This window comes from Parasutterella excrementihominis YIT 11859 (genome assembly GCF_000205025.1).
GTDB classification, from domain to species: domain Bacteria; phylum Pseudomonadota; class Gammaproteobacteria; order Burkholderiales; family Burkholderiaceae_F; genus Parasutterella; species Parasutterella excrementihominis.
In genome coordinates, this window is record NZ_GL883677.1 from 109,940 (window position 1) to 124,375 (window position 14,436).

General features: G+C 50.7%; 9 protein-coding genes and 1 other RNA gene. 8 read left to right on the forward strand and 2 right to left on the reverse strand.

Features of this window, described 5'->3' with window-relative positions; all coding sequences use genetic code 11:
• Positions 1-9: 9 nt before the first annotated feature.
• Positions 10-1,077 (reverse strand): 3-phosphoserine/phosphohydroxythreonine transaminase, encoded by a 1,068-nt coding sequence (gene serC / locus HMPREF9439_RS01230; RefSeq protein WP_008863398.1) that lies wholly within the window; start codon positions 1,075-1,077, stop codon positions 10-12.
• The gene (gyrA, locus tag HMPREF9439_RS01235; protein ID WP_008863399.1) at positions 1,061-3,928 is read right to left on the reverse strand and encodes a DNA gyrase subunit A; all 2,868 of its coding nucleotides are present in this window, start codon (positions 3,926-3,928) and stop codon (positions 1,061-1,063) included. The genes serC and gyrA overlap by 17 nt, the downstream gene beginning before the upstream one ends.
• Before the next feature lie 147 nt (positions 3,929-4,075).
• Between gyrA and HMPREF9439_RS01240 the strand changes: the two genes are divergently transcribed.
• From HMPREF9439_RS01240 to HMPREF9439_RS01270, 8 genes are all read left to right on the forward strand, one after another.
• Positions 4,076-4,375 (forward strand): HigA family addiction module antitoxin, encoded by a 300-nt coding sequence (locus HMPREF9439_RS01240; RefSeq protein WP_008863400.1) that lies wholly within the window; start codon positions 4,076-4,078, stop codon positions 4,373-4,375.
• 19 nt (positions 4,376-4,394) lie between these two features.
• Positions 4,395-5,735 carry an amidohydrolase family protein gene (locus HMPREF9439_RS01245; RefSeq protein ID WP_008863401.1) on the forward strand — a complete coding sequence of 447 codons (1,341 nt, stop codon included), beginning with the start codon at positions 4,395-4,397 and terminating at the stop codon, positions 5,733-5,735.
• Positions 5,736-5,827: 92 nt separating this feature from the next.
• Positions 5,828-6,463 carry an OmpA family protein gene (locus HMPREF9439_RS01250; protein WP_040603341.1) on the forward strand — a complete coding sequence of 212 codons (636 nt, stop codon included), beginning with the start codon at positions 5,828-5,830 and terminating at the stop codon, positions 6,461-6,463.
• A gap of 54 nt (positions 6,464-6,517) precedes the next feature.
• Positions 6,518-7,177, forward strand: coding sequence for an HAD family hydrolase (locus HMPREF9439_RS01255; RefSeq protein WP_008810796.1), 660 nt, complete (start codon positions 6,518-6,520; stop codon positions 7,175-7,177).
• 54 nt (positions 7,178-7,231) lie between these two features.
• Positions 7,232-10,165 carry a DUF748 domain-containing protein gene (locus HMPREF9439_RS01260; RefSeq protein WP_008863403.1) on the forward strand — a complete coding sequence of 978 codons (2,934 nt, stop codon included), beginning with the start codon at positions 7,232-7,234 and terminating at the stop codon, positions 10,163-10,165.
• A gap of 44 nt (positions 10,166-10,209) precedes the next feature.
• Positions 10,210-10,576, forward strand: a transfer-messenger RNA (tmRNA) gene (gene ssrA, locus HMPREF9439_RS13015).
• 497 nt (positions 10,577-11,073) lie between these two features.
• The gene (locus tag HMPREF9439_RS01265) at positions 11,074-13,623 is read left to right on the forward strand and encodes a molybdopterin-dependent oxidoreductase (protein WP_008863404.1); all 2,550 of its coding nucleotides are present in this window, start codon (positions 11,074-11,076) and stop codon (positions 13,621-13,623) included.
• Positions 13,624-13,637: 14 nt separating this feature from the next.
• A complete protein-coding gene (locus tag HMPREF9439_RS01270) occupies positions 13,638-14,399 on the forward strand; it encodes a 4Fe-4S dicluster domain-containing protein (RefSeq protein ID WP_008863405.1) in 762 nt (253 codons plus the stop codon).
• Positions 14,400-14,436: the final 37 nt, after the last annotated feature.

The following is a 14,436-nucleotide window of genomic DNA, read 5'->3' on the forward strand; positions in this document are numbered from 1 at the left end:
GCTCGGCTCTTAGCTGTGACGTTCGGCAAAAGCCTTCATGTAATCGGCCAGAGCTTCTGCGGCTTCCACGCTGACCGCGTTGTAGAGCGAAGCACGCATGCCGCCGACGATTCTATGGCCCTTGATGTTGGCCAGGCCTTTCTGAAGCGCTTCTTCAATGAAGAGCTGATTGAGCTCTTCGTTCTTCAGATTGAAGACCACGTTCATGCGGGAGCGGGACCGCTTTTCAATGTTGTTGTAGTAGAAACCGTCCGAGTTATCGATCGCGTCGTAAATCTTCTGACTCTTCAGAATGGAGCGTCTCTCCATTTCCTTGACGCCGCCTTCGGCAAGCAGCCACTTGCAGACCAAGTGCGAAATGTAGATCGCAAAGGTCGGCGGCGTGTTGTACATCGATTCGAAGTTCGCATAGGTCTGATAGTCGAGCATGGTCGGCGTTGTCGACTCGGCGCGGCCTAAAAGATCCTTTCGGGCGATCACGACCGTGAGACCGGCTGGACCGAAGTTCTTCTGAGCACCGGCAAAGATCAGACCGTACTTAGAAATATCGACCGGCTGAGACAGGAAGTCACTGGACATATCGGCAATCAAGGGAACATTGACTTCCGGGCGATACCAGTAACGAATGCCGTTGACCGTTTCGTTGGAGCAGTAATACAGATAAGCAGCGCCGTCGGTGACTGCGAGTTCGTCCTGACGAGGGGCTCTGAGTTCAGTGCAGGCAACTTCGGCAGCCTCGCCGATCTTCTGTGCTTCGTTAAAAGCTTTGCGGCTCCAAACGCCGTCCACGGCGTAGTTGCCGATTCCGCCCACTGCAAAATTCAGCGGGATCATGGCAAACTGCAGATGACCGCCGCCCTGAACGAACATGACTTCATATTCTTCGGGAATACCGTAGAGCTCACGAAGCATTTCCACGGTTTCGCGGTAAATGCCCATGAATTCTTTGCTGCGGTGGCTCATCTCCAGAATGGAGTATCCGACACCGTGCCAGTCGGTCATTTCCGAGGCTGCCTGTTCAAGCACAGGCAAAGGCATGGCCGAAGGGCCGGCCGCAAAATTAAAGATTCTCGTCATTTTCTTCTTCCTTGAGGATGGCCTCGTCTTTTGCTTCGAGTTCGGCTTCTTCTGCCTCCGTTTCCGAGACCACTTCGACTTCAACCGCTGCATTATCGGAAGCATTGTCTCCGTCATCGTTTTCGGTCACGCGCTCAAGACCTACGAGCTTGGTGCCTTCTTCCATCGAGATGAGTGTCACGCCCTGAGTGTTGCGGCCGAGGACGCGGATCTCGTTGACACGGGTACGAACCAGCTTGCCGGTAGAGGTCAGCAGAATGATTTCGTCGTTTTCTTTTACGAGGAGTGCGGAAACGACCTTGCCGTTTCTCTCGGTCGTCTGGATCGAAATAATGCCCTTCGTGCCGCGGCCGTGGCGTGTGTACTCAGCCAGCGGAGAACGTTTGCCGTAGCCGAACTCAGTAGCGGTCAGAACCGTCACGTCTTCGTCATCGCCGCAGACCAGCATGGAAATGACCTTCTGGCCTTCATCGAGTCTCATACCGCGAACGCCGGTTGCGGCACGGCCCATGGCGCGAACTTCATCTTCGGAGAAGCGGACAACTTTGCCGTTGTCGCTAAAGAGCATGACATCATGCTTGCCGTCGGTCACGGCAGCACCGACCAGAACGTCGCCTTCAAGCAGATTGATGGCGTTGATACCGGCTCTTCTCTGGTTCTTGAAGTCGCCGATCGGTGTCTTCTTGACCGTACCGTCAGCAGTGGCCATGAAGATATAGAGATCTTTGGCGTAATCCTCATCGGAGATCGGCAGAACGGCAGTGACTTTTTCGTCATCCGTGAGTTCAAGCATATTGACGATCGGACGACCCTTGGAAGAGGAAGAGCCCTCGGGCACATCCCAAACGTTGAGCCAGTGCAGACGGCCCTTGTTGGTGAAGCACAGCAGCACGTCGTGCGTTGTAGCCACAAACAGCTGATTAATAATGTCGCCTTCCTTCATTTGGGCGGCGCGTTTACCCTGACCGCCGCGTTTCTGAGCGCGGTATTCGATCGAAGCCTGGCTCTTGATGTAGCCGGTATCCGTCAGGGTTACGACCATTTCTCTCAGCGGGATCAGGTCTTTTGTCTTGACGTTTTCTGCATTGGCAACAATCTGAGTCTTTCTTTCGTCGCCGAATTCGGCTGCAACGGTTTCAAGGCTGTCGGCAATGATCGCGGTGACGCGTTCGGGCTTCGCCAGAATGTCGGTCAAATCAATAATAGTGTCCACGAGTTCTTTATATTCTGCGTGAATCTTTTCCTGTTCCAAGCCGGTCAGGCTCTGCAGGCGCATCTGAAGAATGTTCTTAGCCTGCATGGAACTTAAGCGGTAGGTTTCCTGATCCGTGAGGCCGAGCGTCATGTCTTCGTCTTCGGGGCGCAGGAATTTCTTATCAAGGTTGGCGCGCTTGATCATCTCGGCGGCTTCATGAGCCGGCCATTCGCGCTCCAGCAGTCTTTCCTCGGCAATCTTGGCGTTGGCAGAAGTACGGATGATGTTGATGAAGTCATCAAGGTTCGCCAGCGCGATTGCCTGACCTTCAACCAGGTACACGCGGGCGCGAGCTTTATCGCGGCGGAACATCGTGACGCGAGTCACGACTTCACGGCGGAAGCTTAAGAACTCAACTAGGATTTCTTTGATGTTGAGCTGTTTCGGCTGGCCGTTGACAAGCGCCACTAGGTTGATACCGAAGCTGTCCTGCAGCTGGGTGTTCTTATAAAGAAGGTTCAGAACGACATTGGCATTGGCGCCGCGCTTCAGTTCGATCACGCCGCGCATACCGTTCTTATCGGATTCGTCGCGAACGAAGGACATGCCGTCAATTTTCTTTTCAGCGACGAGCTGAGCGATCTTCTCAAGGAGCAGACGCTTGTTGACCTGATACGGAATCTCGTCGATGATGATAGATTCGCGGTTGCCGTTGTCCCATTCTTCAATGTGGGTCTTGGCACGAATAATCGCTTTGCCTCGGCCGGTGCGATAGGCCTCATGGACATCGGACAAACCGTAAAGAATGCCGCCTGTGGGGAAGTCCGGAGCCGGCATGACTTTAATAATTTCGTCGATGGTGCATTCAGGGTTACGAAGCACCAGCAAGCAGGCGTTCACGGTTTCACGCAGGTTGTGCGGAGGAATGTTCGTTGCCATACCGACCGCGATACCGGCGGAGCCGTTGATCAGAAGCTCTGGGAACACTGTCGGAAGAACGGTCGGCTCTTTCTGCGTGCCGTCGTAGTTCGGAGCGAAATCAACTGCGTCTTCATCCAGACCGCGGAGCATTTCGGAAGAAAGCTTCTTCAAACGAACTTCGGTGTAACGCATAGCAGCGGCGCCGTCACCGTCGACAGAACCGAAGTTGCCCTGGCCGTCGACCAACGGATAACGCATGGAAAAGTCCTGAGCCATACGAACGATTGTTTCGTAAGCTGCGGCATCACCGTGAGGATGGTACTTACCGATCACGTCACCGACCACACGAGCAGACTTCTTATGCTGTGTGTTCCACATGTTGTTCAATTCGAACATCGCGAAGAGCACACGACGGTGAACGGGTTTTAAACCGTCACGCACGTCGGGCAGTGCTCGGCCCATGATCACGCTCATCGCGTAATCAAGGTAGGAGCGCTTCATTTCATCTTCCAGAGAAATCGGCTCGGCCTTATTTACCTGCTGGCGAATGAGATTCCAGTCAGGCGTGTTCTCGCGGCGGCTGCGGGAGCGACTTTTCTTTTTCTCGCCCTCGCCGGCGTCGCCGGACTCTTCAGCCTGATTCTCGGGTGTCTCAGAACCGGTCTCATCAGAGATGTCCTGCTCCTGCTCTTCTTTGTCTTTTTCGTTTTCGTTGTTGTGGTCGTTGTCAGCCATCTAACAAATCCTTCTTAATGCGTCCGGGCTAACGGACTGTAAAAATAACCCGTCAATTTTAGTGGACTTAACAGCTCTGTGCCTCAAAACGCTTATAAATCGTTTTTAGTGTGCTATCGTAATCCGATACTATCGAGAGGCGTTACTATGAAAAATCTGGAAGCATTGCACCCCGGCATGGTTCTCAAGACCATGTTTCTTGAGCCTCTAAAACTTTCCGTTTACCGAGTCGCAAAAGACATTCACGTTCCTCAGACGCGCCTGAGTCAAATTATTGCCGGAGAGCGCGCTATTACACCGGACACTGCGCTGCGGCTTTCGAAATACTTCGGCCTAGAAGAAATCTTTTGGCTCGAGCTGCAGGCGGTCTATGATTTGGCAAAGCAAAAGGCACTAATGAAGGAAGAGTTGGACGCCATTCAGCCGTTTCAACCGAAAAACCTCTAATTTCTAATAGGAGAAGAATATGCAGACCGAAAAACTCCTTCTTCCCCGCTGGATCATTCCGCTTGAGGGCGACACTGAAGTTCTGGAGAACTATGGCCTGGCGATTGAAAACGGAAGAATTGCCGCGCTGATCCCGCCTGCAGATCTCAAGAACGTTGAAGCCAAAGAAGTCTTTGAGCTCCCCGATAACGTGGTTATGCCAGGCTTTGTGAACTGCCATACCCATGCTTCCATGAATCTTCTCCGCTGCGTGGGCCCTGATCTCACAACGCCGAACTGGCTCACCAAATGCATTTGGCCCATTGAAGGGCAGCTGATGAGTCCGGAATTCGTCTATGACGGTGCCCTGCTCGGAGGCGCTGAAATGCTCCGAGGAGGTACAACGACGTGCCATGACATGTATTTCTTCCCGGATTCTGCTGCCAAAGCGCTGAGAGAAGTCGGACTGCGTGTCGTTCAGGGTGCGTTTGTAATCAAGTACCCGAATGCTGAGTACAAAGGAGAAGAAGATGCTTTTGGGGGCGCCCGAGCACTCGCTGCACGTCACAAAGACGATCCCGGCCTTTCTATCAATATTGCACCGCATGCTCCCTATTCCGTCACTGCGGAAGCTTTGCAGGCATCCATGCGGTTAGCCGAAGAGCTGGACACAACCTGGCAGATTCATCTCTCCGAGACCGAAGAAGAAAGACAGAACGCCATAAAAGAATTCGGGTGCTCTCCGGTGGAATATTTGGCCAAATTAGGCTGCCTGAATGAACGGACGATTGCCGTGCACTGTGTTGCTCTTTCCGACCGCGACATCGGACTGCTCGCCGAAAGCGGCGCATCCGTCGTCCACTGTCCCGTGAGCAATATGCGGCTCGGCTGCGGCGCAAGTCCCGTCGTCAAACTTTTAAAGGGCGGCATCAACGTTGCCTTGGGAACCGACGGTGCAGCGAGCGCCTGCTCTCTGAGCATGTTCGAGCAAATGCGGACGGCAGGTCTCATCGCTAAGGGATTTTCTCAAGACCCGACGGAGCTCACGGTCAATCAAATTATTCGTATGGCAACAATAAACGGAGCTAACGCGTTAAAATTGCATTGTGACGTGGGCTCCCTTGCAGTTGGGAAGCTCGCGGACCTAGCCGTCATTGACATGTCACAGCTTGTAACTATGCCCGTTTTGGATGTGTTATCAAACGTTATTTACGCGGTTGAAGCACAATGCGTACATCAGGTTTGGGTGAGCGGTTCCCTTGTTGCAAATATACAACAGGAAAAATTACTTAGGCCTGATCGGGGCAAGTTACTTACAAAAAGTAATATCATGTCGTGGCAGAATAGGGTGTGTGAGATACTACGGGACGATTTTAATTAGCGGACCGGTGGTTATACACTCGGAATGCATAGCGGCCGATCCCTGAATTTGCCGTATGTTGTGTGGTTTTACTGCATCAAAAGAGGAAAATGATGAATACAAAGACAAAATTCGGAATGCTTATCGCTTCTGTAGCGTTAGCTGCTTCCGGTGCTGTTTGCGCAGCTGATGCCCCTGCTAATCCTTATGTTCAGGCAGCCGGCCAAACATTGATGACTAATTTCGGCCTGTGCGTCCGCACCGGCTATTGGACTCCTGCTCTGGCAGAAGCCCAGGGCGCTCTTGGCCAGAACTGCCAGTGCGACACAGACATTATTAAGTGCGAAGCCGGCGCAGAAAGAGTTACTCTTTCTGCCGACACACTCTTCGCCTTCAACAAAGCCGTTCTGAAACCCGAAGGCATCGCCAAGTTGACAAAACTCACAAGCCGTATGTCCGGCTTGACACTTGACGTTGTCATGATCAATGGCTACGCCGACCGTATCGGCGGTGCTGCCTACAACCAGAAACTGTCTCAGCGTCGTGCAGACGCCGTCAAGACTTTCTTGGCTGAACACGGCGTTCCTGCTGCTCGTATCCACGCCGAAGGCAAAGGCCAGGCTGACCCTGTCGTCAACTGCCCGAATCCTTCTGCTAAGGGCGAAATCAAGACATTCAAACAGTTGATCGAATGCCTGCAGCCGAACCGTCGTGCCGTTATCGAAGTTAAGGGCACACGCAACAAGTAATCTATTGCATTAACTTGTGAAAAAGGGGTCGTTTGCGACCCCTTTCTTTTTGTCATGACCGAACATCCCAACGTTTATTTATTTGATCTTGACGGCACATTGCTGGATTCTGCGCCGGATCTAGCGGCAGCGGCTAATCATCTTCGAGAAGTCCGAGGTTTGACGCCCCTCCCCTTTGAGACGCTTCGCAAAACCGCATCCAGCGGCGCACGAGGCCTTCTTGGTGCGGCTTTCGGCATCCACCCGGATGATCCTGGCTACGCTGAAATGGTCAAAGAGTTTTTGGACTATTACGAAGCCCATATGGCGGAGCACTCTCATCTTTTTGAAGGCGTTCCGAAAATGATTGACAACATCAAAGCTCAAGGAGCAAGCTGGGGCATCATTACCAACAAGCACGCCCGCTTTGTTCATCCTTTAATCAAATTCCATAAGCTCGAACCAGCTGTGGTCGTGTGCGGGGACACGCTCAAAGTTTCCAAACCGAACCCCGAACCGATTCTTTTTGCTCTGAAAAGCATTGACGCGAAAGCTTCTGAGGCCATTTATGCCGGCGACGACAAACGAGATATTGATGCAGCCAACGAAGCTAACGTTTTCTCGGTTGCCGTGAAATGGGGATATCTCGGTTCACCGCAGCCTGTCGAGCTGTGGGGCGCAGATCTCATTGTGCACAATCCGAGCGAAATTTTAGAGATCAAGCTTACAAAGTAGTCATACTTTTGCCTATGTCGGAAGTCTTTTTATTCCGCTAAGCGAGGGAACGATATGGGCAAAAAACTTTGGATAACAACCGGAATCATCGGAGCCTTGGCAGCCGCCTACACAGCCGGCGGCTTCCTTGGTGTCCCTTACGGAGTGAACTGGGCGCTTAAAAAATACGCCGAACCGATTGTCGGGCGCACGATCACAACGCAGGAAGTTAAATTCAATCCTTTCACACTGCAGTTTTCTGTTAAGGGACTGAACGTCCAAAAAGACGGAGAGCCGGCTTTGCTTTCCGTCGGATCTCTGCAAACCAAAGTTCTGTGGGATTCTCTTTTCAAACTGTCTCCTTTGGTGCAGTACATCACGATTGACGGCCTCAACAGCACCGTAATCCGTACGGGGCTGGACACTTTTAACTTCAGCGACATCATCCAACGCATTCAGGAAATGCCGACTTCACCGGAAGAAGAGAAGAAGGATGACAAGCCGCTGCAGTTTTCTATCGGCAACATCAAGCTGACGAACTCTTCAATCACGCTTGATGACAAGTTCAGACACAAGGTTGATAAGGTTACCGACCTTAACTTTGCCCTGCCCCTCATCTCTAATTTCCAAAACGACGTCGACGTTCCTATCACGCCTGACCTGAAATTCAATTTCAACGGCGAGCCTTTCGCCATCAATGCCGAGAGTGTTCCGTTTACACCAGGCAAAAAAACCGGCGTGAACTTCACCGTCACTGGGTTAAACCTGGAGAATGCGGCTTCCTTTAATCCGATTCCTCTGAATGTCAAAGTTACCAAGGGCACAATGGACTGTGCCTTCAACCTGGACTTTGAGAAAAAACAAGGCGAAGAGAACGCTTATCTGCGTCTAAAAGGCACCGTCAAGATGAAAGGCGTGGGCCTCGAAGACGAGCTCGGTAAAGCCTATCAAATCATCGGCGTCAAAGAGATCGATGCAAACTTGAAAGAGTTTGCTTTCTTCCGCCAGAATCTGGATATTGGAGAAATCCAGATTCATAATCCTTCAGTTGTTGTTATTAGAGACAAAGACAGCCTGAATTTGGTCCAACTGCTGACGCATATCGTTAAGGAACAAAAGGCCCAGGCTAAACAAGACGCGAAGGAAGCTAAGGAAAAAGCAACCCTTCCAGAAGACGAAAAGAAGACGCCGAACGATTGGACCTGGAACATTGATAAGGTCAGCGTCCGCAACGGAATAATCAACTTCACGGATACCACCAATAATTTCAAACGTCCGGTTACGAACGTTAATGTCTCGCTCGCCCCGATTAACGGTAAAAACGGCACTCGGACTTCTATCGATGCCTCCGTCGGCGCTATCGGCGGTCATATCCAAGCAAACGGCGGGATAGTTATCACGCCCTTCAGCATGGATCTGAATCTGCAGAGCAGCGGATTATCCATTGCTGATCTGACTCCGTATATTTCTCAGTATTCCAGCGCCCACGTCACGCAAGGTACGTTCAGCAACAAGGGTGAACTCAAGCTAAATCTAGCCAAAGACGTTTCCTTCTCTTACAGCGGCAATGCAGATGTTGCATCGCTGAACGTGACAGACAAACAAGGCGCAGCAGCTGTTTCGCTTAAGAATCTTGCCGTTGGCGGTATTAGTGTTTCGGGACTTTCTCCACTGCAAATTTCACTTGGCACCATTGCGCTTACGTCGCCTAACGTGAATGTCGTCATGAACAAAAACGGAAGCATTAACTTGGCTTCCTTAGGCACTCCGAGCAACGCTCCGGCGCCTGCAGCTACGACGGACAAGCCGGCCGCTTCTAAGCCCCAGTCTAAAGCTCAGGCAAGTTCCGGCTCATCTTCTGCTCCGGCCATCAATGTCGGAAAGATCACGCTGACAGACGGCCGTGTACGCTACACGGACAACAGTATTGAGCCTACTTTCAAGCTCAATGCCTCCAACCTTGCCGGCTCTTTGAGCAATTACTCCACGACGACCAAAGGCAATGCCACCGTGGATGTGAAGGGTCTGTTGAACGGCACGCCGATGAATATTTCCGGCACGATCAATCCGTTTGAATCGAAGCTCAAACTCGCGATGAAAGGCGAAGTGACCTCACTGTCGCTGCCGGCCTTCTCTCCGTTCTCGGCTAAATTCACCGGTCATCCGATTGAAAAAGGTCTGTTAACTTACAAGGGCGCCTTTGACATCAATCAAGATAAACTCACCAGCGAAAATGCACTTGTGATCAATAAACTTGAATTCGGTTCGCAGGTTCCTGATGCGAAGGACGCTTTACCGGTCGGCTTGGCGGTTTCTCTTCTGCAGGATCGTCAGGGACAGATCGATTTGAATATTCCGGTCTCGGGCTCCTTAGATGATCCCGAATTCTCGGTCGGCGGCATTATTGTCAAAGTCATTGTAAACCTGATCAGTAAAGCCGTTACTGCTCCGTTCGCACTTATCGGCTCGATGTTCGGCGGCGAAGACATGGATTTGAACAACCTGCAGTTTGCCAGCGGCAGCGCTCGTTTAGATGAAAAGACGATCAAGGCCCTCAACATCGTGGCGAAAGCTATGCAGGATCGTCCGGGCATCAAGATTCAAATCATCGGTATGGCTTCTGAAAAGGAAGACGGCGAAGGTTTGAAAGAACAACTGCTGATGCGAGATATGCGTTATGCCATTTATCGCGACACAACTTCCGCGACGAATGCGAAGGTTTTGACGGCTGCACAAATCGATAAAGCGATTAAACAGCTCTACAGCGAATCGACTGCGCCGAACAAACCAAAGAATACCGATATTGAGCAGATGAAAGCCTTCCTCATGAAGAACCAGCGTGTAGCCACTGCCGATCTGAAGCAGTTGGCCGACCGCCGAGCTGCAGCCGTAAGGAACTACTTGATTCAGAAAGAAAAAGTCGCTGCGGATCGACTGTTTATTTCGACATCCGAGACTCAGCGCGGCGATCAAGTTGTGCCAGGCGTTGCCTTGGGTCTGCAAGATTAATCTTGACTGGGAGGACGGTCTTTAATAAAATTACCAATCCTCGTGGGGGCGACCTGGTTTCGACAGGGGCCATGAGATATTTGGACGCGTGCCGAGGTGTGAGTTCCTCGCTAAACCGCTTACAAAAATATAAACGCCAACGATGAGCGTTTCGCTCTCGCCGCTTAATTTCCGGTGAGACGCTGCGACCGGTTCGCTTCTAGGCCGGGTCCCGCAATGGACGGCAGCGACATATCATAGGAGCTAGTTCCTGCAGGAGTTGTGACTGCGGGAGCGAAACTTAGCAACTGGCCGGCAACTGGCATCGCTAGTTTGCAGGGTTGCCGGTAAGAACTAAGTGAATTAGCTACGCACGTAGAGGCTGGTATTGATAGCTTCTGGACGCGAGTTCGATTCTCGCCGCCTCCACCACAAGACATCGTTGAGCAGGTTATCCGATTGGATGCCTGCTCGATTTTTATGTAAAGCGCCGAGAATCATTCTGCCCTATCTTTCGAGCCTCATAAAACGCTTTTAATGAATTAAGCGGTAACCCTGACTTCAATTGTGTAAAGAATGAAGCTCATTAGCTCAATTGTCTCTTATCTTAAGGAAGAAAAATTTTTCACCTTCCCTTAAGGTTACGACGCTAGTAAAAGTCAGCTCTTCAAAGGCATAAAAATAAATAATCAAGAAGGACAGTTACTTTTGATGTTATTACCTGTTTATCACCTTCAAATCTCTTTCTGCTATAACTTCTAGAGTTTTGAGGTCTTTCTTGAGTTAAACCTTACAAATACAAATACTGCTCAGAAAATACCCTTCGTAAAAACACTGTTTCAGGCCTCCCATGTTTTCTCTATATTTAGCAATATAGCTAAATAGCAAATTAGCTTATCCCCAATCTCTTTCCCTAAGGAGAACATCTAATGAAACTCACAAGAAGAGTCTTTATAGAGCTAGCCGGCAGCTCCGCCCTCATGGCCTCTGCCCCGTCTTTATTAGCTCAGGGTGTAACGGTTAAAAGACTGCCGTTGCCTTGCAGCCCGGCTCAGGGCAGATGGATCGGATCTGCCTGCCAAGGATGCACTCAGTACTGTGCAATTGAAGTTTTTAATCAGAACGGAAGAGCCACCCGAGTCCGTGGGAACCAACATTCTCAAGGCAATCACGGTTTCTGCTGTCCTAGAGGCCATTTGATTCCGCAAGAAAATTACGATCCTGATCGTATTAAGCAGCCGTTAAAGAGAACAAATCCGCAAAAAGGCAGAGGTATCGATCCCAAATGGATTCCTATCACTTGGGATGAGGCTTTAGATATCGTCGCAGATAAGATGATGGAGCTTCGTAATGCCGGCGAACCTGAGAGACTGCTTTATCTAAAAGGCCGCTACGGAAACACGTCTCACGCCCTTTTATACGGAACTGTCGCGAAACTGTTCGGCTCTCCGAATAATTTTTCGACTTCCGCCCTTTGTGCCGAAACTGAGAAAATGGGACCCGGCTATACACAAGGACTTTTCTCTTATAGAGATTACGATCTTGGAAATTCAAAGTGTGTTGTTTTCTGGGGTACAGATCCTTTCGCATCCAACCGCCAGGTCCCGAATGTGATTTCTCGACTTGGAAGCCTCCAAAAGAACGGCACTCTGATTACCGTTGATCCGCGGCTTTCTACAGCTGCTGCGAAATCCAAAGAGTGGCTGCCGCTTCTTCCCGGAACAGACGGAGCTTTAGCGAATGCGATTGCCCACGTTCTATTAACCGAAGGACTTTGGAACAAAGAATTCGTCGGTGACTTTGTTGATAGTAAAAACCAATTCATTGCCGGTAAAACGGTCAAGCCGGAAGCCTTCAAGGAAAACAATACGCTCGGCCTCGTCACCTATTGGAACGAAGAGGCAAAAGATTGGACGCCTGAAAAAGCGGGCAAGGAATGCAGACTCGATCCCGAACAGATCCGAAGAGTAGCTAGAACGCTTGGCAAAGCTGCTCCTAATGTCATCGTCTGGATGGGCCCAGGCGTTTGCATGAACCCGAGAGGAACCTATTCCGCCATGGTTGTCCATGCACTCAACGGCATCCTTGGTTCCGTGGATAATGTCGGCGGCACTCATGACCCTGTTAAAGCCTTGACCGGCAAGTATCCGTCAATGGACAAATATGTGGATGAGTTGGCCAAGACGCACGGAAAAGGCAAGAAGATTGACGGCCGCGGCGATAAGGACATGCCGGCAGCCATGAAAGCGAAGCTGGGCAGCGGTGTTGTCACCAACAACATTGCTAACTACATGCTTGAACATCCTGACTTTATTAAGGTCATGATTAGTTCTTGGACGAATACTCCTTTTGCAGCGTCTGACGGCAAACGCTGGGAAAAGGCATTAAGCAATGTTCCTTTCTTTGTCCACATGGTTCCTTTCCCGTCTGAAATGACCCAGTTCGCAGACATTGTGCTCCCCTCAACCTTCAATGCAGCCGAGGGAATGGGCGCGGTTACCGGTTTCGGCTCTATGCATGCCTGGACCTCTCTGCAGCAGCCCACTTGCGACAGAATTTGGGATGTAAAACAGGAAGAAAACGAAGTCACTTGGCTTCTCGCAGAAAAGCTGGCAAAGAAAGGCTGGCCCGCACTGCTGAACTACTATGCCAACGAGTTCGCTGATCCGGAAACGGGTGCAAAGCCCACAAACGAAAAAGAATTCCAATTAATCACAACCAAGATCGCTTCCGCTCCGTGCTGGCTCCATGGTTCCAAGCCGATTCCCGGAGATCAAATCAATGGTTGGGAAGACTTCAGACAAAAGGGCATGCATAACTCTGCCCCTCAGACTTACAAGAAACATTGGGGCGGCAAGTTCCCGACTCCCAGCGGCAAGTTTGAATTTGTTTCCGGCGATCTGAAGAAAGTGTTGGAAACGCATGCAGCGAAATACAACTCAACTCCGGACCAAATTCTTGAACTGTGTAATTATCAAGCCAGGGGCATTAAAGGCTGGATGCCGCATTACGAAGCACCGCTGCGCCACGGCGATCAACAGCAATTCCCGTTCCTTTTCATCGATCATAAGAGCCGCTTGAACAGAGAAGGACGTTCTGCAAATCTTCCTTGGATGCAGGAGTTCAAGAAATGCGATGCGGGCGACCGCTCCTGGGGAGATGTCCTTAAGATCAACCCGACCGACGCTAAAGCGCTCGGCCTCAAGGATAACGACCTGGTCGAAATATCTTCTCCGGTCGGCACTATTGTCACAGAGGTCAAACTTTGGGAAGGCGTAGGTCCGGGCACTGTTGCAAAAGCCTACGGACAAGGCCATTGGGCATACGGCCAGATTGCCGCCAAGGAATACGGCAAGACACCGCGCGGCGGCAACAATAATGAAATTCTTGTTGATGACTACGATCGTTTATCCGGTACTTCCTGCAGAAACGGCGGATACACACGCGTCAGCATCAAGAAGGTTTCTAGCAACAATTAACCCGGGAGAGAGAAATGAAATTTGGAATGATCATTGATTTGAATTTATGCTCCTCCTGCGGAGCTTGTGCTCTGGCGTGTAAGGCGGAGAATAATACCCGTACGAGAGGCGAAGGACAGTCTTTCAACTGGGCTGACTTTCTGCAGGAAACTAAAGGGACTTTCCCAAACAGCACTCAAATCGCAATCCCCGTGATGTGCAATCATTGCGAAAATCCGCAGTGCGTAAAAGTTTGTCCTACAGGAGCCATGTTCATCAGTCCCGAGGGTGTCGTACTTCACAATGATGAAGTATGTATCGGCTGCCGTCTCTGTCAAAAGGCCTGCCCATACTCCTCTGCTGAGTTGGGTCCTGAAAGTCTTGACGGAAAATCTTATTCGGTTATTAGTTTCAATCCGAAAGGAGTCGATCCGAGAGGAGACGCCGCAACAAGGCCCGTTCTTATTGAGGGCGTTACAGGAGGAGCTTTAGAACTGGCAAAGAAAGCAGGAGCGCTTCCTGCTTATGCCAACCTGTTCAAAGCCGGAGATACGGCCGCTCAGAGAAAAGAAGGCGTAGTGGAAAAATGCAATTTCTGCTATCACCGCACTTCCAACGGTCTTAATCCCGCCTGCGTGGATGCCTGCCCTGCCGGAGCAAGAATTTTCGGCGATTTAGACGATCCTAAATCTGCTATTTCGGCCAAGATGAAAGCTTCGAAGGTCTGGAGACTTCAAGAAGACAAGGGAACCAATCCTAAAGTCTTCTATGTCGGACAGTTCTCTCCCAGAGAATAACTAAGTAATTCGGAAGAGGCTGAAGCCTCTTCCGACA

Coding starts and splice junctions, on each gene's coding strand:
- HMPREF9439_RS01265 (WP_008863404.1), top strand. CDS start 11,074: ATGAAACTCACAAGAAGAGTCTTTATAGAGCTAGCCGGCAGCTCCGCC.
- HMPREF9439_RS01260 (WP_008863403.1), top strand. CDS start 7,232: ATGGGCAAAAAACTTTGGATAACAACCGGAATCATCGGAGCCTTGGCA.
- HMPREF9439_RS01270 (WP_008863405.1), top strand. CDS start 13,638: ATGAAATTTGGAATGATCATTGATTTGAATTTATGCTCCTCCTGCGGA.
- HMPREF9439_RS01240 (WP_008863400.1), top strand. CDS start 4,076: ATGAAAAATCTGGAAGCATTGCACCCCGGCATGGTTCTCAAGACCATG.
- HMPREF9439_RS01245 (WP_008863401.1), top strand. CDS start 4,395: ATGCAGACCGAAAAACTCCTTCTTCCCCGCTGGATCATTCCGCTTGAG.
- gyrA (WP_008863399.1), bottom strand. CDS start 3,928: ATGGCTGACAACGACCACAACAACGAAAACGAAAAAGACAAAGAAGAG.
- HMPREF9439_RS01255 (WP_008810796.1), top strand. CDS start 6,518: ATGACCGAACATCCCAACGTTTATTTATTTGATCTTGACGGCACATTG.
- serC (WP_008863398.1), bottom strand. CDS start 1,077: ATGACGAGAATCTTTAATTTTGCGGCCGGCCCTTCGGCCATGCCTTTG.
- HMPREF9439_RS01250 (WP_040603341.1), top strand. CDS start 5,828: ATGAATACAAAGACAAAATTCGGAATGCTTATCGCTTCTGTAGCGTTA.